Origin of the sequence: Leifsonia sp. Root227 (assembly GCF_001428745.1) — a bacterium.
GTDB lineage: Bacteria > Actinomycetota > Actinomycetes > Actinomycetales > Microbacteriaceae > Leifsonia.
The window spans coordinates 400,956-421,941 of record NZ_LMIO01000002.1 but is presented as its reverse complement, the minus strand read 5'-3'; the positions used below and the strand labels follow the sequence as shown (position 1 = coordinate 421,941).

Genomic DNA, 20,986 nt, shown 5'->3' with positions numbered 1-20,986 from the left:
CTGTTCAGAACCGTCCTTTCCGACAGAAGGAGACCAGTGAAAGCCGTCGACATCGACGACCTCCGCGCGAGCTACGCCGAAGCCCTCGCGCACACCAACGCGCTCACCGACCGCATCTCGACCGACCAGTTCTCGTCCAGCTACCCCGAGCGTCCGGCCTGGGCGATCGGACCGTTCGCCAGGGACGCGTCGCTCACCTTCCATCTCGACGGCCAGTGGGCGGACCCCACCGGCATCGGCTGGACCAGCGATTCGATCTTCAACCCCACCGCGATCGAACGCGACGGAGAGCTGCACCTCTTCTACCGCGCATCCCCGCGGAAGGAGTCGACCGCCAGCCGAATCGGGCACGCCGTCCGTCGCGACGGCGTGTGGACGGACTCGCAGGCGAACCCGGTGATCTATCCGACGCTGCAGAACGAGACCCTCGGCTGCGAGGACCCCAAGGTCTACGCCGTCGGCGACGGCTACGTGCTGTTCTACAACGCGATCCGGCGCACGGAGGACGGCGAGGTGGCCTGCGACATCATGGTCGCGACCTCGGACGATCTCGAGCGCTGGGAGAAGCGCGGCCTCGCCGTGCCGTACGACGTGTCGCAGAATTGGGCGAAGGGCGCCGTGGTGCCACGGGATGCGGATGGCAACGCCGTGCGCATCGGCGGCGAGTACCTGATGTTCCTGTCCGAGGGCTGCGGAGGCCGCCCGATGGTCGGCCACTCCGACGACCTCGTGCAGTGGACGTTCGCCGAGCAGCCGTACCTCGACCTCACACCGCTCAACGGCTCCCTGCACGAGGTGGCCTGCGCCGTCGTCGACGGGGATCACCTGGTCCTCGACTTCTTCTACGCAGACGAGAACGGCGACTTCGCCGCGGCGCAGGCGCTGTACTCGCCCGACGACCCGTTCACGCAGCTCGCCGTCCATCGCGGCGGCTCGCTCGCCTGGGGCGGCCTGCAGAAGCTCACCGGTGATTGGACGTTCGCCCAGGGCTGGGATGCGCCCGCCGGGACACGCGAGATGTACTTCTATCGATCCACGCACCACACCACACCACGCCACCAGCCAACGACCGAGGAGGAAGCATGAGCTCCCCCGACGACTTCCCGTACGCCCTCACCAGAGCCGGCGTCATCATGACCCCCGAGCCGGGCAACGCCCACGAGGTGGAGGGGGTGCTCAACCCGGCCACCGGCCACACGCCGGACGGCACGCTCTACCTGCTGCCCAGGCTCGTCGCCGCCGGCAATGTCTCCCGCGTCGGCCTCGCCAGGGTGGAGCTCACGGACGGCGTGCCGGTCGGCGTCACCCGCGATGGCGTCGTGCTGGAGCCGGAGAGGGAGTGGGAGGCCGGTGCGAACAACGCGGGCGTCGAGGACCCGCGCGTGACGTTCATCCCGAGCCTGGGGCTGCACGTGATGACGTACGTGGCGTTCGGCCCGCTCGGCCCCCGCACGGCCGTCGCGGTCTCCGACGACCTGCGGGAGTGGCAGCGCCTCGGACCGGTGACGTTCGAGTACGACGACGCCCTCGGCGTCGACCTCGGGCTGTACCACAACAAGGACACCGTGTTCTTCCCAGAGCCGGTCACGGCGCCGGACGGCACGCTCTGCCTCGCCGTGCTGCACCGCCCGGTGTGGGAGCTCGGCGAGGTGCGGCCCGGCGAGGGCAACCGGCCGCCGGCGACCGTCCCCGATCCTCGCCCCAGCATCTGGATCGCGTTCATCCCCCTGGATGCGGTGCTCGCCGACCGCCGCGAGCTCGCCCGCTGGCGCGGCAACCGCTTCCTGGCCGGGCCGGAGTATCCGTTCGAGGAGCTCAAGATCGGTGCTGGGCCGGCCCCGATCCGGGTACCGGAGGGTTGGCTGCTGCTGCACCACGGCGTCACCGGCGTGATCGTGAACTCGATGGCGCAGCAGCAGAACGTCAACTACGGCGCCGGCGCGATGATCCTCGACGGCGACGAGCCATGGCGTGTCATCGACCGCACGGACGCACCGTTGCTGGCGGCGGAGACCGAGGACGAGCGCAGCGGCATCGTGCCGAACGTCGTCTTCCCCACCGCGATCGAGGACATCGACGGCCGGCTCTTCGTGTTCTACGGCATGGCGGACTCCAAGATCGGGGTGGCGAAACTGGAGCGCAGAGAGAAAACTGCATCCTGATCGCGATGCGATGTCGAAATAACGCTGCCGCGTTCGTGTAGACGGTGAGAGAAACGGAGAACACCATGACTCAGTACCTGCTCAGCGTCTACCAGCCGGACGGCCCCATCCCGGAGCCGGACGCGCTCGCCGCGATCGAGGCGGACGTGAATGCGGTCGACCAGGACATGCGCGCCGACGGCGTGTGGGTCTTCTCGAACGGGCTGCTTCCCGCGGCATCGGCGACCGTGCTGCGGCCGAGCGGCCAGGACGTGCTCGTGACGGACGGCCCGTTCGCCGAGGGCAAGGAGCACCTCGGCGGCTTCACCATCGTGGACGTGCCCGATCTGGATGCGGCGCTCGACTGGGGCAAGCGGCTCGCGCTCGCGACGACCCTGCCCATCGAAGTGCGCCCGTTCGCCGGCTGAGCCCCGCGTGGATCGCGACGGCAGCGACGGCAGCGACGACATCGCCCGCGTCTTCCGTGCGGAGTACGGCCGTTCGGTCTCCGTCCTGTACCGCGTCTTCGGCGATCTGAGCATCGCGGAGGACGCGGTACAGGACGCCTTCGTGACCGCCGCCGACCGCTGGCCGGTATCCGGGATCCCACCGGCGCCGGCCGGCTGGATCATCACCACCGCCAGGCGAAAGGCCATCGACCGGCTGCGCCGTGAGGCGACCGGCCGCGATCGAGAGGCGGAGGCCGCGCTCCTGCACGAACAGGACGCGCCACCCACAGCAGAGGAGGGCGAAGTGGACGACGATCGGCTGCGCCTGATCTTCACCTGCTGCCATCCAGCGCTCGCTCCCGCCAGCAGGGTGGCGCTCACGCTGCGGCTGCTCGGCGGCCTCAGCACGGCGGAGATCGCGCGGGCGTTCCTGGTGCAGGAGTCGACGATGGGCCAGCGCCTGTCGCGGGCGAAGGCCAAGATCCGTGATGCACGCATCCCGTTCCGCCTTCCGTCCGACGCCGACCTTCCCGACAGGCTCGCCTCCGTGCTCACGGTCGTCTACCTGATCTTCACCGAGGGCTACACGGCGTCGGCAGGAGACCGGCTGGTGCGCGACGAGCTCTGTGACGAGGCGATCCGCCTGGCCAGGGTGCTGGTCGAGCTGATGCCGGACGAGGAGGAGGCGCACGGCCTGCTCGCGCTGCTCCTGCTCGTCGACGCCCGCCGCTCCGCCCGGCTCGACGCGGCAGGCGGTCTCGTCCTGCTCCCCGACCAGGACCGCGCGCTCTGGAACGCCGACCGCATCGCGGAGGGGCAGGCCATCCTGCGGCGCTGCCTGGCCCGCGGCAGGCCGGGGAGCTTTCAGTTGCAGGCCGCGATCCAGGCCGTCCACGACGACGCCACCATCGCGGCCGAGACGGACTGGCCGCAGATCGTGACGATCTACGATCAGCTCCTCTCCGTGCATCCATCGCCCGTCGTGGCGCTCAACCGCGCCGTGGCCGTGGCCGAGGTCGACGGCCCATCCGCGGCTCTGGCCGAGACCGACCGGCTGCTGGATGCGCTCGGCGCCTTCCATCTGCTGCACGCGATCCGCGCGGACCTGCTGCGCAGGCTCGGCCGCAGCGCAGAGGCAGCCGCCGAGTACGAGGCGGCGCTGGCGCTCACCGACAACGCGGCCGAGCGCGCGTTCCTCACCCGTTCGCGCGCCGCTCTTCCCTAGCCGCGCGCATCGGCGCACAGTGGATGCATGAACATCGCATTCCTCGGGCTCGGCCGCATGGGCCGTGAGCTCGTCCCCCATCTCATCGACGCCGGCCACCGGGTGACCGTGTGGAACCGTTCGCCGGAGCCCGCCCAGTCCATGGGCAGACGTGGCGCGCGCGTGGCGGCGACGGCGGCAGAGGCGGTCGACGGCGCAGAGGCGGTCGTCTCCGCACTGTTCGGGCCGGACGCCGTGCGCGAGGTGATCGTCGACGGCGCGCTCCCATTCGCATCCGGCGCCGTCTGGATCGACGTGACCACGGTCTCTCCCGCCGACGCCGACGCGTTCAGCGCGTGGGCGGCCGACGCCGGCGTGAGCTACGTGCACTCCCCCGTGATCGGTTCCCTCGCGCCTGCGCGCGCTGCGGCCCTCGGCGTCCTCATCGGCGGCGAGCACGACGCCGCACGCACAGCGCGCACCGTCGTCGCGCTCTGGGCCGACCCCAACAAGCTCCGGATGCTCGACACCCCTGCGCAGGCCGCCACCGGCAAGCTCGTCGCCAACCTCGCCCTCGCCGTCTCCTTCGAGGGGCTGGTGGAAGCCCTCCGCCTCGGAGAGTCCGGCGGTCTCAGCACCTCCCAGGTGCTCGATACCCTCGGCATCACCGCCCTCGCCCCGATCGCCGCGATGAAGGGCGGCCCCGCGGTGGCCGGCGACTTCGACGACACCCAGTTCTCAGCTGCCCTCCTCGCGAAGGACACCCGTCTGATGCTGGCGACCTCGCACGACCCGCTCCCCGCCGTCGCCCTGGTGTCGGCGGCGCTGGAGGACGCGGTCGACGCAGGCGACGGCGAGAAGGACTTCTCGGTCATCGCCAGGCCGCGCTGAGCGGCCGGCCTGCTGGCGTCCGTGCGTCGTCACCCGACGCGACCGGCGAACATGTCCATGGTGGGGTCGGTGGAGCACTCGCTATAGAACTCGAGGGTTTGACTGGGCTCCTCCTAGACGGAGCCGGAATGCCTACAGAGTGACCGGCTGCCCGTCCACGGCAGAGCGGCGCGCCGCATCCGCCACCTGGAGCGTGCGCAGCCCGACGCGCCCGTCCGGCACGGCGGCACGGCCGGTGCGCACGGCGTCGAGGAACTCGGCGAGCATCAGCGCGTCGAGGCTGTCGCCGACGCCCTCCCAGACCTGGCCATCCACTGTCTGCCCTGAGACGTGCGGGGCGAACGGCGCGATGGTGATGTTCCCCTTCGTGCCGGTGAGCTGCAGCGTGAGGCCGCCCCAGGTCGGTCCGTTCTCCGGCATGGTCCAGGAGCAGTCGATGGTCGCAACCACCCCGCCAGGGTAGGTCGCCGTGACGAGGCCGCCCGTCTCGACCTGCAGACCGTCGTCGGCGTGCAGCAGTCGGTTGGACACCGCCCGCACCGTCGTCGGCAGCGCGCCGAGGAGCTCGTCGAGCAGGTCGGCGCAGTGCACGACGTGGTCGACCAGCGCGCCCCCGCCCGCGAGCGTCTGGTCGGTGAACCAGGCGCGGTCGGACGGAAGCTTGCCGTTGTTGGTGCCGCGAATGCCCACGACGTCACCGAGCTGACCGGCGCGCACCCGCGCCAGCGCGTCCACGAACGACGGCGCGAAGCGCACAGGGTATGCGGTCATCAGGGTGACGCCAGCGCGTTCGGCGGCGTCGAGCATCGCGCGGCCGTCGTCGACCGTCGTCGCGAGGGGTTTCTCGCACAGGATGTGCGCCCCGGCAGCGGCGGCCGCCTCCACCAGTTCGCGGTGCCTGGAGTTCTCCGCCGTGACGATCACCGCATCCGGCCCCCAGGCGAGCGCTGTCTCGTAGTCGGCCACGTAGCGCACCCCGATGGATGCGGCCAGCGCCTCTCCGCGGAGCGCAGCGTCCGGCGCGGTGGCACCGTCCGGGTCTGTCACGATCAGGTCGATGTCGTCGCGGCCGGCGAGCAGCCGGCAGTAGCCGATCGCGTGCGGGTGCGCGAACGAGAGAACGGCGATCTTGAGCGTGCTGGTCACGGTGTCTCCTGTTCCGGCGGTCATGCGCCGACCTTCTGTGCGAGGGCGTTCTCGATCCCGGTGATCCTGGCGAGCCCCGTCGCCGTGTCGACCTCGATGGCGCGTCCGGTGCGGAGCGATTCCGCCGCCGCTTCCGCGATGGCGACCGCCCTGATTCCGTCCTCTGCCGTCACGACGCTGTCCGTGCCATCGGCGATGGCACGGAGGAAAGCGGCGAGCTGCGTCGTGTACGGACTGACCGCGTGGGTGGCGGGAGGCAGATAGCCGTCTCCGGATGCGCCGGCCGGGAAGTCGAGCACGCTGGCGGCGTCCGTCCGCGAGTCGATCTCGAGGGTGCCCCTGGTGCCGGCGACGTCGGCACTGGTGCGGAACACTGTGCCTGCCGGTCCCCAGGTGCCCTGGACGTGACTGATCGCCCCGCCCGCGTGGGTGAGGGTGACGTGGGCGGTGACGATGCCCGGCACGATGCCGTCCACGCTCGCCGGGCTCTGCACCGCGTACACCTGGGTGACGTCGCCGGCGAGCCAGCGTGCCTGGTCGAGGTCGTGGATCATCTGGTCGAGGACGATGCCGCCCCCGGCGTTCTCGTCGAAGAACCAGGAGCCTGCCCGCGGAGCCTGGCCGCCGCGCACGAACCGCAGCACTGCTGGGTCGCCGATCCGGCCGGCGTCCACCTGACGCTTGACTTCGGCGTACTCGGGGAAGAACCGCACAACGTGCGCAGGGAACAGGCGCACCCCTGCCGCGTCGGCCGCGTCCGCCAGCTCCCGCGCCTCGGTCGAGGTGACAGAGAGCGGCTTCTCGCAGATGACGTGCCGACCGGCGGCGATGGCGGCCAGCGCGAGCTCCTTGTGGCTGCTGCTCGACGTGACGATGTCGACGACGTCGCTCGCCGCGAGCAGCGCATCCAGATCGGGCGCGATGGCGAAACCGTACTCTGCGGCGAGCGCCTCGGCCCCCTCGTGGGAGTAGACGGTCACCTGGACGCCGAGAGCCGCCCATGCGGTCGCGTGCACCTGGGAGATCCCGCCGGCGCCGATGAGGCCGACTCGGAGAGTTTTCACTGTGTTCGTTTCTTTCTACTTCAGGCCCGAGAATGCGATGCCGTCGATGACGCGCTTCTGCATGATCAGGAAGAGGATGAGCACCGGCGCCATCGCGAGCAGGCTGGCTGCGAGCAGGAGCGGATAGTCGGGGATTGACCGCTGGCTGGTGAGCGTCGCGATGCCGGCGGAGAGTGGCATCTGGGTGGAGTCCGTCGCGACGATGAGCGGCCAGAGCAGGTCGTTCCAGGACGCGAGCACCGTGATGATCGCGAGGGCGGACAGGCCGGGCTTGGCCAGCGGCAGCATCACCTTCCAGAAGGTCTGGAAGTGGTTGGCGCCGTCGAGGCGTGCAGCCTCCGCCAGCTCGTCCGGCAGACCGAGGAAGAACTGCCGCATCAGGAATGTGCCGAAGGCGCTGAAGATGCCGGGGGCCGCGATGCCGGCGATGGTGTTCAGCCAGCCGAGGCCCTGCACGATCTGGTACTGCGGGAGCAGGTACACCTGCGGCGGCACCATCAGGATGGCCAGCACCAGCGCGAAGATCGTGCGCTTGAACGGGAACGACATCCTGGCGAACGCGTATCCGGCCATCGAGCAGAGCAGGAGCTGACCGACCGTGCGGATCACCGTGACGGCGACGGACACCCAGAGCTGGTTGAGGAACGGGAGCTGGTCGAACACGTGGGCGAAGTTCTCCCAGTGCAGCGTGCCCGGCCACACGGTCGGCGGCACGGAGGTGACCTGCGCGTTCGTGGACAGCGACATCAGGATCTGCCAGATGAAGGGGAAGACCATGATGAGCGATCCGACGATCAGGATGAGGTGGGTGAGCCCCGTCCCCATCCTCGCTTTGCCGGTCTTGGAACCGACCACGACGGAGCTAGACATACGTCACCCACCTCTTCTGCATCCGGAACTGGATGATCGTGAACACGCCGACGAGCAGCAGGATGGCCATGCCGACCGCGGCCGCGTAGCCGTTGTCGCCCGTCTGCTGGTGGGCGAAGAACAGGTACACCATCGACTGGGTCTGGTTGATCGCCGGGTTCTGCGTGCCCATCAGGGCGTAGAGCAGGTCGAAGAGCTGGAAGCCGGTGATCACCGTCATGACGGAGACGAAGAAGATCGACGGGCTGAGCAGCGGCACCGTGATCGAGAAGAACTGCCGCATCCGGCTGGCCCCGTCGAGCGACGACGCCTCGTACATCTCCGGCGGAATGCCCTTCATCCCGGCCGAGAGCACGATCAGGTTGAAGCCGAGCGAGATCCACATCCCGACCAGGCCCACCGCGATGAGAGCGAACCACTCGGTGGAGAGCCAGTTGGGTCCTTTGATCCCGACCAGCGACAGTGTGTAGTTGATGACGCCGAAGTCGCCGTTGAAGATGATCCGCCAGACCATCGCGACCGCGGCGGGCATGGCGACGTACGGCAGGAAGAACGCCGTGCGGTACAGGGTCGCGAAGCGCAGCCCCGGCCGGTTCATCAGGCTGGCGAAGACCACGGCGAGCGGGATGCCGATGAGCAGGAAGCCGATGTAGACGAGCGTGTTGACGATCGACCGCCAGAATGACGGGTCCGCCAGCATCGCCTGATAGTTCGACAGGCCGCTCCAGGTCGCGCCGCCGAAGACGCCCCACGTGGTGAAGCTGAAGTATGCGTTGCGGATGATCGGCCAGATGTAGAAGACGAGGACGCCGAACAGCAGCGGGGCGACGAACAGAGCCGCCCACAGCCATTCCTTCCGGTCGGTGCGCCGTCTGCGCGGCGGCGTCGACCGGGTGGCGGGCGCCGTGGTCACGGCGCCCGCCTCCTGGGGTGCGATGGAAACGGACATTACTCTTTGGCGAGGTCCGCGTTCATCTGCTTGGCGAGGTCCTTGGCGACGTCGGCCACCGGGCGCTTGCCGGAGAAGGCGTCGGGCAGGAGGTCGTTCTCCGCCTTGTTCCAGGCCGCCGTGTTCTTCGAGATCGGGTACGGGTACGCGTAGTCCGCCGCCGCCTTCTCGAAGATGTTCAGGTCCCAGGGAGCCGTCTTGACGAAGGCGTCCTGCGTGCCGTTGAACGCGGGGTTCGCCGCGCCCATCTCTGCCTGCGTCTCCGCAGCCTGCTTGCCGCCGAGGTAGTTCTGGAACGCGACGGCAGCGGCCTTGTTCTTCGAGTCCTTCGCGACGACGTTCGCGAGACCGTGGATGACGGTCGCCTGCTTCTCGCCCTTGGGCAGAGGAGCGAGTGCGATCGTGTCCTTGATCGGCGAGGCGAGCAGCTCGGCGTTCAGCCAGGTGCCCGACCAGATCATCGCGGACTTGCTGTTGATGAACCACTGGTCCTGCGGGGTGTCCGACAGCTGCGACGGCGTCGGAGAAGAGCCGTCGGCGACCAGGTCGCGCACGAACTGCAGACCCTTGATCGACGCGGCGGAGTCGTAACCGGACTTCTTGCCGTCGGACGAGATGATCTCGCCGCCCGCCTGGAGGATCGTGTTGTAGTACACCTCCTGGCCGCCGCTCAGACCGCTGGCGACGCCGTAGACGCCGTCCGCCTTCAGCTTGTCGGAGATCTCCTTGGCCTTCTGGTGGAACTCGTCCCAGGTCCAGTCGGCGGTCGGGTACGCGACTCCCGCCTTGTCGAACACCGCCTTGTTGTAGAAGACGCCGATCGTGTCGAAGTCCTTGGGCGCCCCGTACTGCTTGCCGTCGTAGCTGTACAGCTCGTTCAGCGCCTTCGGGTAGTTCGCAGGGTCGATGCCGGAGCCCACCGGTTCCAGCAGCCCATTGGATGCGTAGAGCTGGAAGTTCGGACCGTTCATCCAGAACACGTCCGGCAGCGTCTTGGACGAGCCCTGCGTCTGCAGCTTGGTGAAGTAGTTCTGGTACGGGGTGACCTGGGTGGTCACCTTGATGTTCGGATACTCCTTGTTGAAGTCCTTGATGAGCGCCTCCATCGCCGGCTTCTGGTTGACGTCCCAGAACGCGTAAGAGATCGAAGCCGACAGATTATGATCGGCAGTGGCACCGGAGCCGCTTCCAGTGTTGGACGAGCATCCGGCCAGAAGGGCTGCGGCTGCAACCGCCGCCCCGGCGGCTAGTAGGGCTTTTCGCATTGGTTCTCCTTGAAATGTGAGTGTTGTTGTGGTGCCTCCCGGGTCGGCGATCAGTCCTCGTCGGCCCGGGGATTCCCCGTGGTCACACCAGCGTGGCCACGTGTTCATCCACGGCGGGGACGGCGATGGGCCGTGAACCGTCTCGGATGGACTCTGTCGCTGCGACGGCTGTCGCCACCGCGTTGCGTGCCGCGACCGCCGACGTCTCCGTTCGGGAGCCGTCCGTCACGAACCGGATGAACTCGGCGACCGTGAGCCTGTCGGCGTCACGGTGCCCCCGCTCGTCTCCGTTCACCCGGTATTCGGCGTCGCCGACGGGGTCGTACAGCGTGCGCGTGTTCCACACCCGCACCACGGCCCCATCGGTGTCGCCGAAGTTCTCCAGCCTGCCCTCCGTGCCGATGACGGTGTAGTTCCGCCAGTAGTCCGGCGTGTAGTGGCACTGCTGGTACGACGCGTACACGCCGTTGTCGAGCCGCATGTTCACCATCGAGATGTCCTCGACGTCGATCACGGGATTCAGATCCGTCTGGCTGAGCGGCGGCCACGCCTCCAGCGAGAACCAGTCCGGCATCGACCGGTCGGAGTTGTCACGGCGGGCGTCGATGCCGCCGTAGAGGCTGAGGCCGCCCATCCCGGTGACGAGCTCCGAGTATCCTCCGGCGAGCCAGTGGATGATGTCGATGTCGTGGGCGCCCTTCTGCAGCAGCAGCCCGTTCGACTTGGCGCGTTCGGCGTGCCAGTCCTTGAAGTAGTAGTCGCCTCCGTTGCCGACGAAGTGCCTGCACCAGACCGCCTTGACCTCGCCGATCTCGCCGCGCTTGATGATGTCGCGCATCAGGGTGACGACGGCCATGTGCCGCATGTTGTGGCCGACGTACAGCTTGCTCCCGCTCTCCGCCGCCGCGGCGAGGATGGCGTCTGCGTCCTCCAGGCTGATCGCGAGCGGCTTCTCCAGGTAGACCGCGATCCCAGCGCGCAGCAAGTCGATCGCGATCTCGGCGTGCGTGTGGTCGGGCGACGTGACGAAGGCGGCGTCGACGATGTTGCCTCCGCGCGCATCCCGAGCCTCGATCAGCTCGCGGTGGCCGGGGAACGCGGTGAGCTGGTCGCCGAACGCCTCGGCGGCGCGCGCCCGCGCTGTCGCGCTCGGGTCGGCCACCGCCACGATGACACCGGCCCCTGAGTCGACGGCGTGACCGGCGATGTACGACCGCGCCCCCACACCGATCACGGCCAGCCTCAGCGGCGCCCCTGCGTCCTGCGAAGTCATACTGCGATCCTCTCTGCGAGGGCTTTTGCCCCTGCGACGTCGATATCGGGCTCCGGCACGTCCGCCGTCCCGTACACCCGCTCGGCCGACTGGCCGAAGGCGAGCGCAAGCGCTCCGAGCACGACCGACTCTGCGCCGAGCTCCGACTGGATGATGGTGGGGTGGATGGGCAGACGGATCTCGCGCATCACCGCCCTGCGCAACGGCTCCAGCAGCGCCTCCCCCGCACGGGAGAGACCGCCGCCGACCACGACCACGTCCGGGTCGATGGCCATCGTCAGGGTCGCGATGCCGGTGGCGAGGCCGCCGACGAACGACTCGATCTCCTCGCGCGCCTCCTCGTCGCCGTCCACGGCCATCCGGAACACCTCTTCGCCTGTCGGCGCGGAGTTCCAGCTGAGCTGGCCGGTCGCGCTGACCTTCATCGAGAAGACGATCTCGCCGACCTCGCCTGCGGCGGAGTGCGCTCCGCGGCGCAGCTTGCCGTCGATGATGAGGCCCATCGAGATGCGGTGCCCGAGGAAGAAGTACGCCGAGTCGTTGACCAGTCTGGATGCGCCCATCCTGTGCTCCGCGAGAGCGGCGAGACGCATGTCGTTCTCCACCACCACCTCGCAGCCGAACTCCGAGCGCAGGTGACCGGCGATGTCGACGCCCTCCCAGTCAGGAAAGTTGCGGGAGACGATGAGCCTGCCGTCCTCGCCGACGAGCCCGGAGACGGCCACCGCCATGGCGATCAGCCGCGACCTGTCGATGCCGTTGCCGTCGAGGCAGTCCGCCACGACCTTCCGCACCACGCTCATCCTGCTCGCCCCGAGGAACGACTCGTCGACCTCCTGCTCCGCCCAGCCGACCATCGCTCCTGCGAGGTTGGCGACGGCGACGCGCACCCGGTGGATGCCGATGTCGACGCCGACGAGGTAGCCGAGGTCGGCGGCGAAGTCGTAGAGGCGGGCCGGCCTGCCTGCTCCGCGGCCTCCGAGCGTGTGCTCATCGACCTCGAGCACGAGACCGCGCTCGCGCATCGTGGTGAGTGCGACCTCGACGGTGGGCCGGGAGAGTCCCGTGCGGGATGCGATCTGGGCGACGGTCCCCCTGCCGCCCTCTCGGACGGCGACCGCGCACCGGGCGGCGTTCGCCGCCCTCTGACGCGAAGCGTCGGGCTCCTGGCCGCGTCCACCGAATACCATTCGTCGAAACTCCCGCTCGCTTACAATGAAACCCCGTTGCTTAATTGCTGCCGTAAGTGAAGCATGGGCAGGATGCGGGCGTCAAGACCAAAGCGAATAGAAGTAAACGGGTTTACATATTCGAAACACGCATCCGTCCTGTCGTGCCTCGCCGTGCCGCCTGATGACTTGTCGCGGACCGCCAGGGGGCAATACGCTCAGCACCAGCCATACACCGAGCCGAGGAGGGCGTGATGCGCCTCACCAAGCCAGCCCCACCGGCCGCCACCGAAGACCAGCCGCAGCCGTCCATGCTGCAGCGGAGCCCACTGGCGCTCGGCTACATCGTCACCCTGGGCGCGGTGGGCGCGATCGTCACCGGGTTCGCCCTGTACGGGCTGCGCTCGATCATCTTCATGGTCTTCCTCGCGATGTTCGCGACGGTGGGCCTCGATCCGCTCATCCGCTGGTTCCAGCGCAGGCACATGTCGAGGCCGTGGGCGATCGTGACCGTGATCCTGCTCCTCATCGCCGTCATCATCACCATCGTCTGGGTGGTGCTCCCCCTGGTGATCCAGCAGGTCCAGTTCCTGGTGACGACCATCCCGAAAGAGGTGGCGAACCTCAAGGACCAGGGCTGGTTCGACCCGGCCAACGCGTCGAGCAACGGCGTGCTCGGCGCCCTCGTGAACTGGGTGGCGAGCGAGGTCCAGAAGCCGGAGGTGTGGGCGTCGCTCGGCACCGGCCTGGTCGGCTTCGGCCTCTCGATCGTGAACGGCCTGACCTCGGGGTTCTTCATCGCGATCCTCACCATCTACTTCATCGCCACCTACGACGCGACCAAGGAGGCCGCGTACAAGCTGGTCGCCGCATCGCACAGGGCGACGTTCATCAGCTACGCAGAGCGCATCCTGCGCAACTTCGGCAAGTACCTCAGCGGGATGGTGATCCTCGCGTTCTTCAACGCGGTCTACAGCGTGATCCTGCTCCTGCTCACGGACGTGCCAGGTGCCTTCCTCATCGGTATCCTGGCGTTCTTCATCACACTCATCCCGTTGATCGGAACCGTGCTGACGACGGCCGCTATGACGGTGCTGGCCTTCATCCATTCCCCCGTGTCCGGCCTGTTCGTCCTGATCTTCATGCTGATCTACATGCAGGTCGAGGCATACATCCTCACCCCGAAGGTGATGGGCAAGGCCGTGCAGGTGCCAGGCTCCGTGGTGCTGATCTCGGCATTGGCGGGGTCGACGCTGTTCGGACTGCCTGGCGCGCTGGTCGCCATCCCGATCTCCGCGGGCATCATCCTGATCATCAAAGAGATCGTGATGCCGAGGAAAGAGCTGCGCTAAGGATCCGCGCCGGCTGCGGGCTGAGGGATTGAACTGTCCCATTTGGGGGCGTCGCCCTGGCAGCAGCGCCTACGCCACAATGAAGGACGTGAACTGGCTGACCGTCGCCCTCCCCATCGTGACCCTGATCCTCGGAGCCGTCGGCTCGTTCGCCGCCGAGTCGATCCGCCACAGGAAGGCGCGCAGGGAGGCGTTGGCCGACTCTCTGCGGACGACCCGCTCTGAGCGCTACATCGCGTTCATCGATGCTGCGCACTCGGCAGCGCACACCCTCGGTCGCATGGCGGACGGTTGCCCGGATCCGCTCGCTGCCGACTCCGACAGATACTGGCTGGTCGACAGCGACGTCGCGCAGAAGTTCCGCACCCTGCAACTCGTCGGCGGCGACGCCGTCGTGGCACACGCCGCCGAGGTCCGTTCTGCTCTCGAAAGCTTCCGCGACGCCGTGAAGGCGGGCGTCGTCTACTGGAGCGACGACTACCGTGCGGCATACCAGCCGGTCGTAGACGCGCGCAACGCACTGATCGCCGCGGCGCGCGAGGAGATCAGCGCGCTCGTGTGACCCTCACCCGAGCAACGAGAAAGCCCGGCCGGATTAATGATCCGACCGGGCTTTTTCTTGTGGTGCACCCCCTGGGACTTGAACCCAGAACCCACTGATTAAGAGTCAGTTGCTCTGCCGATTGAGCTAGAGGTGCGTTTTGTTCGGCGACCCGAACGAGGCTCAACACTAGCATCCACTTCGCCCTCATTGCCAATCGAGCATCCTTCGACTTCGGCACCGTCTGTTCACCATGCGTCGGTAGGCTCGTCGGGTGACTTCCGACTCCGCATCCTCCCCGTTCGCCGACGACCTCGCGCTCGCGCTGCGCCTCGCCGACGTCGCCGATTCGATCTCCCGGGAGAAATTCCGTGCCCTGGATCTGCACATCGACACGAAGCCGGATCGCACTCACGTCACCGAGGCCGATCTGGCGGTCGAGCGGGCCATCCGCGAGCTGATCGCCGCCGAACGACCTGGCGACGGCATCCTGGGCGAGGAGTACGGCACAGAGGGCGATGCCTCCCGCCAGTGGATCATCGACCCCATCGACGGCACCGCCAACTATCTGCGTGGCGTCCCGGTGTGGGGCACGCTCATCTCGCTCGCCGTCGACGGCGTGCCGGTGGTCGGCGTCGTCAGCTCGCCGGCGCTCGACCGGCGTTGGTGGGCGGCACGGGATGCCGGCGCCTGGCTCTCCGAGTCCGGCGCGGCGCCCCGCCGTCTTCGCGTCTCCGCCGTCGCCGACCTGGAGCACGCATCCATCAGCTTCCAGAGCATCGCCCAGTGGGATGGTGCAGGCTACCTCGACAAGCTCGTCGCGCTCACCAGGCAGGTGTGGCGGGACCGCGCATACGGCGACATGTGGTCGTACATGCTGCTCGCAGAGGGGGTGCTGGATGCGGTGGGCGAGTTCGACGTGAAGACCTACGACCTCGCCGCCCTCATCCCGATCGTGCAGGAGGCGGGAGGCACGTTCACCTCCGTCACCGGAGACGCCGGCCCCGGCAACGGCTCCTCCCTCGCCAGCAACAGCCTGCTGCACCCCGCCCTCCTCGACGCGCTCGCCTGACGCACAGTCGAGCCGGGGCCTGTGTACGCGACACGCCGGGTGGCGGCGCACACAGGTCCCGGCTCGATGGCGACGGCAGGGCGGGAGGGGGTCGTCAGAGCGCGGAGAGGGCCTCTTCGAGGCGCTCGTAGCCCTCGGTGACGCCCTTGGCCTGGCCGGAGGCGACGATGCCGTCGCGGGCTTCCATGGTCGGGTACACGGCGTGCGCCTTGACCCTGGTGCGTCCGCCGTCGAGCGACTCGAACGTGATCGACTCGATGCTCACCACATCCGGGTAGCCCTCGAACTCGAAGGTCTGGATGGCGAACTCGTTCTCGCGAACGACGTGGAAGACGCCGCGGAACGCATACTCGGCGCCCTCCGGGTCGCGGTGCACGAAGCGGTAGCGGCCGCCCGTGCTGAAGTCGTACTCCTTGATGTCCATCTCGTAGCCGCGCGGACCGCTCCACTGCGAGAGCAGCGCAGGGTCTTTGTGGGCGAGGAAGACCTTCTCGACCGGGAAGTCGAACTCGCGCTCGATGTCGACGAACGGCAGGCCGTCCGGCGCGGTGATGGTGACGGGGTTGCTCATTTCTTCTTCTCCTTGTGTGTGACGGTGTCGCCGAGGTCGGCGAGCACGCTGTCGAGGCTGCGGTACTGCTGTTCGTGGACGAGCCGGTAGCGGTCGATCCACGAGGTGAGCTCTTCGAGGGCGGATGGTTCGAGGTGGACGGGGCGACGCTGCGCATCCCGTGTCCTGGTGACGAGGCCGGCTTCTTCGAGCACGTGGATGTGGCGGGAGATCGCCTGCGTGGTGATCGCGAACGGCTCCGCCAGTTCGTTGACCGTCGCAGGCCCCGTACTGAGGCGGGCGACGATCGCGCGTCGCACCGGATCGGCAAGCGCCTGGAACGCCCTGTCGAGCCTGTCCTCGCTGTCCGCATTCATACCCAACCAATTCCTTTATCAACTACTACGTTGAATAAGATAATCCCGGTCGCGGCCACCGTCAACCCCTAATGTGGGACGGGTGAGCAGTCCCAGCAGCGAACCACTCGTGCACATCGACCACTTCCGCATGGACTTCGGTCGCACGACCGTCATCCGCGATCTCTCCTTCGACATCTCCCGCGGCGAGACGTTCGGCTTCCTCGGCAGCAACGGCTCGGGCAAGACCACCACGATCCGCGCGCTCCTCGGCATCTACCAGCCGACCGGAGGCGTGCTGCACATCGACGGCCGCCCGTTCAGCCCGGAGGCCGGCGACAGGCTCGGCTACCTGCCGGAGGAGCGCGGGCTCTACAAGAAGGAGTCCGTCATCGACGTGATGGTCTACTTCGGCAAACTCAAGGGTCTCGGCAAGGAGCAGGCGCGCACCTGGTCGCGCAACTATCTCGAGCGGGTCGGCATCGGCGACAAGGAGAAGGTGCGGCTAGACAAGCTCTCGGGCGGCCAGCAGCAGAAGGTGCAACTCGGCGTCACCATCATGAACGAGCCTGAGCTGCTGATCCTGGACGAGCCGACCAAGGGCTTCGACCCCGTCAATCGCCGACTGCTGATGGACATCATCGACGATCAGAAGCGCGCGGGGTCGACGGTCATGATGGTCACCCACCATATGGAGGAGGTCGAACGTCTCTGCGACAGGGTCATCCTCTTGAAGGACGGTGGCTCGCGCGCATACGGAACGGTCTCCGAGGTGCAGGAGCAGTTCGGCGGCACTGTGATCCACGTCGATCACGACGGCACGATCCCCTCCTCCTCGGCATATGACATCGCACGGGATGCGGACGGTCACGCAGAGCTCGACGTCGCCAACGACGCAGACACCGCCGCCATCCTCCGCTCCCTCGTGGATGCGGGCCTCGACGTCACCCGGTTCGCGCCGACCAGGAAATCGCTCGACGACATCTTCGTCGAAGTGTACGGAGCAGACAGCAGGGAGGCCGACTGATGGCCCAGCACAACCTCGGGACGGTCGTCTCGTTCGAGTTCCTCCGTACGGTGTCGAAGCGCCGGTTCTGGGCGATCACTATCGTCGTGCCGATCTTCGCCATCGCGCTGATCAGCCTGATCGTCGCCTCCAATGTCTCCACGGCGCAGACCGCCGATGCGCAGAAGAACGCGCGCTTCGAGTTCCAGTACGTGGATGCGTCCGGGCTGGTCGATCCCGCCGTCGCCAGGCAGCTCGGCGGCACCCCGGCCGACAGCAGCGCCTCCGGTGTGGACGCCGTCAAGGCCGGTTCGTCCGAGGCGTTCTTCGACTACCCCGCCGACCCGGCGAAGGAGACGGTGAAGGTCTACGGGGCGGACGCCGGGCTGCTGCAGAACGCCAAGTACTCCTCGGCGGCGGAGTCCGTGCTCTCGGCGAGCGTCGAGAAGCGCATCGGCTCCCCCACCGACGTCGCCGTGCTGCGCGGCGAGATCCAGACGTCGACCACCACGTTCAAGAACGGCGCCGTCGCCCCCGGCTTCGAGGCGATCATCCCCGCCCTGATCTTCCTGGTGGCGTTCTTCATCGTGATCGTGTTCCTCGGCAACCAGATGCTGAACTCCACCCTCGAGGAGAAGGAGAACAGGGTCACCGAGATGATCCTGACCACGATCAACCCGACGAGTCTGCTCATCGGCAAGGTCATCTCCCTGTTCATGATCGGCATCATCCAGATGGCGGTGTTCGCCCTGCCTGTCGTGTTCGGGTACCTGTTCTTCCGGGAACAGCTCTCCATTCCGAGCCTCGACCTGTCCGGGCTGGTGTTCGAGCCGGAGAAGATGATCGTCGGCGCGCTCATCCTGATCGGCGGGTTCGCGCTGTTCACCGGCACGCTCGTCGCGGTGGGCGCTGTGATGCCGACGGCGAAGGATGCGGCTCCGCTGTTCTCGATCGTCATCTTCTCGATCGTGATCCCGCTCTACGCATCCGGTTTCGCGATCAGCTCGCCGCAGTCGCCGATCGTGCAGGTGCTCGCGTTCTTCCCGTACACGGCCCCGATCACGGCGCTGATCCTGAACGCGTTCGGCACGCTGCCGCTGTGGCAGGCCATCGTGATCATCGTCGAGCTGTTCGTGCTGTCTGCCGTGGTGCTCCGCATCGCGGTGCGCCTGTTCCGCTACGGTTCGATCGAGTACACCAACAAGGTCAAGATCCGGGATGTGCTGACCAGGCGCTCGAACACGGCCGGGGCACGTTCCTGATGCGCGCCGTCGTCGTCTCCGCTCCAGGGGACGCGGACGTGCTGACCGTCGCAGACGTCCCGGAGCCCGTCGCCGCGGACCGCGAGGTGCGCATCCGGGTGGCGGCGGCCGGGCTGAACGGCGCGGACCTGTCTCAGCGCCGCGGCTTCTACCCTCCGCCTCCCGGTGCGCCGGAGTGGCCGGGCCTCGAGGTCTCCGGCACGATCGACCAGGTCGGCGCTTCGGTGACAGGCTGGTCGGCCGGCGACCAGGTCTGCGCTCTGCTGCCAGGCGGAGGATACGCCGAGTACGTCACCGTGGATGCGGGCCTCGTGCTCCCCGTCCCGCCCGGCGTCGACCTCGTGGAGGCCGCCGGCCTGCCGGAGGTCACGGCGACGGTCTGGTCGAACGTGTTCCAGCTCGCAGAGCTCGCAGAGGGCGAGACGCTGCTCGTGCATGGAGGATCGAGCGGCATCGGCTCGATGGCGATCCAGCTCGGCCGGGTGTTCGGCGCGCACGTGATCGCGACGGCGGGCAGCCAGGTGAAGGTGGAGTTCTGCCGCACCCTGGGCGCCGAGGCGGCCATCGACTACCGGGAGAGCGACTTCGTCGAGGTGGTGCGCGACGTCACGGACGGCCGCGGGGTCGACGTGGTGCTCGACATCGTCGGGGGCGCGTACATCGCCCGCGACCTGGATGCGCTCGCGACGGGCGGCCGCATCATGTCGATCGCCACCCGCGACCGCACTCCGGCATCCATCGACACGGGCCTGCTGATGAGCAAGCGCGCCATGATCTGGGGCACGACGCTGCGGGCGCGGCCGCTGGCCGAACGGGTCGCCATCGTGGCCGGGGTGCGCGAGCACGTCTGGCCGCAGATCGCCGCGGGACGGGTGCGCCCGGTCATCGACGCGGTGTTCCCTCTCGAGGACGCGCCGCAGGCGCATCGCCGGATGGAGTCGTCGGCTCACCTGGGGAAGATCCTGCTGCAGGTCGGCTGACCAGCGCGACCACGGCGACGCCCACCGCGTACGCCGCCAGGTCGATCCACTGGAACGTCGACCCGAGCACGAAGGAGCTGCCGGGGATGCGCGACTCGATCGCCTGCGGAACCGGCGTGAGCTGCAGGAACTCGATCGCCCAGCAGAACGCGAGCGCGACCACCGGCGCCACCCAGCGGGCGGCAAGCGGCGCCAGCCACGCGAACAGCACCGCGATGAGCGCCGCGTACAGCGCATCCCCCGCGAAGCCGCCGACGGGGCCGTCCGCGAACGCGTGCACCGCCAGCCCGGCGAGCAGCACGCACGCGGCGGCGATTCCGAGGCGGGCACGGCGGCCGAGTCTGGTCACCCTCCGAGGCTAGGCGCGCGCATCCGGTCGCCGCGTCCTTCGCGCGGATGAGAAAATCGGAGGATGACCGCACCTTCCGACTCTGCCCTGTTCTCTCTGCCCAAGGCCGAGCTGCACCTCCACATCGAGGGAACGCTCGAGCCCGACCTCGTCTTCGAGCTGGCGGGCAAGAACGGCGTCTCGCTGCCGTATTCCTCGGTGGAGAAGCTGGCGGCGCAGTACGACTTCGCCGATCTGCAGTCGTTCCTCACCCTCTACTACGCGACGATGGATGTGCTCCGCACCGAGAGCGACTTCGCCGAGCTCACCCGCCGCTACCTGACCACGGCGGCGAGCCAGGGTCTCCGCCACGTCGAGCTGTTCTTCGACCCGCAGGCGCACACCGCCCGCGGCATCAGGATCGAGACGGTCATCGACGGCATCTCCACCGCGCTGGAGCAGGCGGAGCGCGACCTCGGCATCACCGGCGGCATCATCCTGAGCTTCCTCCGCGACGAACCGGTGGAGGCGGCGGACACGATTCTGAACGCCGGGCTCAGCCGCCGCGAGCTCCTGCTCGGCGTCGGCCTGGACTCGGCGGAGGTCGGCTATCCGCCGTCGCTGTTCCAGGACGTCTTCGCCAAGGCACGGGACGAGGGCCTGCACGTCGTCGCGCACGCGGGAGAGGAGGGGCCTGCGTCGTACATCCGCGAGGCGCTGGACCTGCTCGGCGCCGAGCGCATCGACCACGGCATCCGCGCCGTCGAAGACCCCGAACTCGTCGTCCGCCTCGCCGAGGAGCGCATCGCCCTGACGATGTGCCCGCTCTCCAACCTGCGGCTCCGCACGATCGACACGCTTGCCGACCATCCGCTGCTCCGACTGGACGCGGCGGGCGTGCGCGTGACGATCAACTCGGACGACCCCGCATACTTCGGCGGCTATGTCGGCGACAACTTCACCGCCGTCCGGGATGCGCTCGGCGTCACGGCCGAGCAGGCGGAACGTTTCGCGCGCACCTCCATCGAGGCGTCGTTCGCCTCCGACGCCCGAAAGAAGGAACTGCTCTCAGAGGTCGATGCCTGGCGCGGCTGACGCCACAGCGATACAGTGAGCGC

At 68.1% G+C, this 20,986-nt stretch carries 22 protein-coding genes and 1 tRNA gene; 12 read left to right on the top strand and 11 right to left on the bottom strand.

The features are described 5' to 3' along the window. Positions 1-36: 36 nt before the first annotated feature. From ASE16_RS06905 to ASE16_RS06885, 5 genes are all read left to right on the top strand, one after another. On the top strand, positions 37-1,086 hold the full coding sequence (locus ASE16_RS06905; protein WP_055892728.1) for a hypothetical protein: 1,050 nt from the start codon (positions 37-39) through the stop codon (positions 1,084-1,086). Next, on the top strand, positions 1,083-2,162 hold the full coding sequence (locus tag ASE16_RS06900; RefSeq protein WP_055892725.1) for a glycosidase: 1,080 nt from the start codon (positions 1,083-1,085) through the stop codon (positions 2,160-2,162). The genes ASE16_RS06905 and ASE16_RS06900 overlap by 4 nt, the downstream gene beginning before the upstream one ends. Positions 2,163-2,227: 65 nt before the next feature. Next, positions 2,228-2,569: a YciI family protein gene (locus ASE16_RS06895; protein WP_055892720.1), complete on the top strand. Its 342-nt coding sequence runs from the start codon at positions 2,228-2,230 to the stop codon at positions 2,567-2,569. Positions 2,570-2,576: 7 nt separating this feature from the next. Further along, positions 2,577-3,815: an RNA polymerase sigma factor gene (locus ASE16_RS06890; RefSeq protein ID WP_055892716.1), complete on the top strand. Its 1,239-nt coding sequence runs from the start codon at positions 2,577-2,579 to the stop codon at positions 3,813-3,815. A 27-nt stretch (positions 3,816-3,842) separates the two neighbouring features. After that, the gene (locus ASE16_RS06885; RefSeq protein WP_055892713.1) at positions 3,843-4,685 is read left to right on the top strand and encodes an NAD(P)-dependent oxidoreductase; all 843 of its coding nucleotides are present in this window, start codon (positions 3,843-3,845) and stop codon (positions 4,683-4,685) included. Positions 4,686-4,817: 132 nt separating this feature from the next. Here ASE16_RS06885 and ASE16_RS06880 read toward each other — a convergent pair whose 3' ends face one another. The 7 genes from ASE16_RS06880 to ASE16_RS06850 form a co-directional block, all read right to left on the bottom strand. Next, positions 4,818-5,855 (bottom strand): Gfo/Idh/MocA family protein, encoded by a 1,038-nt coding sequence (locus tag ASE16_RS06880; protein ID WP_055892710.1) that lies wholly within the window; start codon positions 5,853-5,855, stop codon positions 4,818-4,820. Further along, positions 5,852-6,895 (bottom strand): Gfo/Idh/MocA family protein, encoded by a 1,044-nt coding sequence (locus ASE16_RS06875; RefSeq protein ID WP_082581288.1) that lies wholly within the window; start codon positions 6,893-6,895, stop codon positions 5,852-5,854. Before ASE16_RS06875 ends, ASE16_RS06880 begins: the two co-directional genes overlap by 4 nt. A 15-nt stretch (positions 6,896-6,910) precedes the next feature. Then, positions 6,911-7,765 carry a carbohydrate ABC transporter permease gene (locus ASE16_RS06870; protein ID WP_082581287.1) on the bottom strand — a complete coding sequence of 285 codons (855 nt, stop codon included), beginning with the start codon at positions 7,763-7,765 and terminating at the stop codon, positions 6,911-6,913. After that, entirely contained in the window at positions 7,758-8,714 is a 957-nt protein-coding gene (locus ASE16_RS06865) for a carbohydrate ABC transporter permease (RefSeq protein WP_055892707.1), read from the bottom strand. The genes ASE16_RS06870 and ASE16_RS06865 overlap by 8 nt, the downstream gene beginning before the upstream one ends. Then, positions 8,714-9,979, bottom strand: coding sequence for an ABC transporter substrate-binding protein (locus tag ASE16_RS06860; protein ID WP_055892704.1), 1,266 nt, complete (start codon positions 9,977-9,979; stop codon positions 8,714-8,716). Before ASE16_RS06860 ends, ASE16_RS06865 begins: the two co-directional genes overlap by 1 nt. 82 nt (positions 9,980-10,061) lie before the next feature. Further along, positions 10,062-11,252, bottom strand: a complete 1,191-nt coding sequence (locus ASE16_RS06855; protein WP_055892701.1) for a Gfo/Idh/MocA family protein — start codon at positions 11,250-11,252, stop codon at positions 10,062-10,064. Next, a complete protein-coding gene (locus tag ASE16_RS06850; RefSeq protein WP_055892697.1) occupies positions 11,249-12,442 on the bottom strand; it encodes an ROK family transcriptional regulator in 1,194 nt (397 codons plus the stop codon). The genes ASE16_RS06855 and ASE16_RS06850 overlap by 4 nt, the downstream gene beginning before the upstream one ends. A gap of 233 nt (positions 12,443-12,675) precedes the next feature. On the opposite strand from ASE16_RS06850, the gene ASE16_RS06845 reads away from it, so the two are divergent. After that, complete coding sequence (locus ASE16_RS06845) at positions 12,676-13,773, top strand: AI-2E family transporter (RefSeq protein WP_055892692.1); 1,098 nt, start codon at positions 12,676-12,678, stop codon at positions 13,771-13,773. 88 nt (positions 13,774-13,861) lie between these two features. After that, entirely contained in the window at positions 13,862-14,335 is a 474-nt protein-coding gene (locus tag ASE16_RS06840; protein WP_055892689.1) for a hypothetical protein, read from the top strand. A gap of 60 nt (positions 14,336-14,395) precedes the next feature. Here ASE16_RS06840 and ASE16_RS06835 read toward each other — a convergent pair. Next, positions 14,396-14,471: transfer RNA gene (locus ASE16_RS06835), tRNA-Lys, on the bottom strand. A 117-nt stretch (positions 14,472-14,588) separates the two neighbouring features. Between ASE16_RS06835 and ASE16_RS06830 the strand changes: the two genes are divergently transcribed. Next, entirely contained in the window at positions 14,589-15,386 is a 798-nt protein-coding gene (locus tag ASE16_RS06830) for an inositol monophosphatase family protein (protein WP_055892686.1), read from the top strand. A gap of 94 nt (positions 15,387-15,480) precedes the next feature. Here the strand turns inward: ASE16_RS06830 and ASE16_RS06825 are convergent, their stop codons facing one another. Together ASE16_RS06825 and ASE16_RS06820 are read right to left on the bottom strand one after the other, a co-directional pair. Further along, complete coding sequence (locus tag ASE16_RS06825; protein WP_055892683.1) at positions 15,481-15,957, bottom strand: SRPBCC family protein; 477 nt, start codon at positions 15,955-15,957, stop codon at positions 15,481-15,483. Beyond that, complete coding sequence (locus tag ASE16_RS06820) at positions 15,954-16,313, bottom strand: ArsR/SmtB family transcription factor (protein ID WP_055892680.1); 360 nt, start codon at positions 16,311-16,313, stop codon at positions 15,954-15,956. The genes ASE16_RS06825 and ASE16_RS06820 overlap by 4 nt, the downstream gene beginning before the upstream one ends. A 130-nt stretch (positions 16,314-16,443) precedes the next feature. On the opposite strand from ASE16_RS06820, the gene ASE16_RS06815 reads away from it, so the two are divergent. The 3 genes from ASE16_RS06815 to ASE16_RS06805 are packed head-to-tail and all read left to right on the top strand — an operon-like array spanning position 16,444 to position 19,540. Then, positions 16,444-17,319, top strand: a complete 876-nt coding sequence (locus tag ASE16_RS06815) for an ABC transporter ATP-binding protein (RefSeq protein WP_055894360.1) — start codon at positions 16,444-16,446, stop codon at positions 17,317-17,319. Further along, complete coding sequence (locus ASE16_RS06810; RefSeq protein ID WP_055892677.1) at positions 17,319-18,560, top strand: ABC transporter permease; 1,242 nt, start codon at positions 17,319-17,321, stop codon at positions 18,558-18,560. Before ASE16_RS06815 ends, ASE16_RS06810 begins: the two co-directional genes overlap by 1 nt. Further along, positions 18,560-19,540, top strand: a complete 981-nt coding sequence (locus ASE16_RS06805) for an NAD(P)H-quinone oxidoreductase (RefSeq protein ID WP_055892675.1) — start codon at positions 18,560-18,562, stop codon at positions 19,538-19,540. The genes ASE16_RS06810 and ASE16_RS06805 overlap by 1 nt, the downstream gene beginning before the upstream one ends. Here the strand turns inward: ASE16_RS06805 and ASE16_RS06800 are convergent. Further along, positions 19,443-19,889 carry a DUF2809 domain-containing protein gene (locus tag ASE16_RS06800; protein WP_055892672.1) on the bottom strand — a complete coding sequence of 149 codons (447 nt, stop codon included), beginning with the start codon at positions 19,887-19,889 and terminating at the stop codon, positions 19,443-19,445. The two genes, ASE16_RS06805 and ASE16_RS06800, sit on opposite strands and share 98 nt — an antisense overlap. Positions 19,890-19,952: 63 nt before the next feature. Between ASE16_RS06800 and ASE16_RS06795 the strand changes: the two genes are divergently transcribed. Further along, positions 19,953-20,963 carry an adenosine deaminase gene (locus ASE16_RS06795; RefSeq protein ID WP_055892667.1) on the top strand — a complete coding sequence of 337 codons (1,011 nt, stop codon included), beginning with the start codon at positions 19,953-19,955 and terminating at the stop codon, positions 20,961-20,963. Positions 20,964-20,986: the final 23 nt, after the last annotated feature.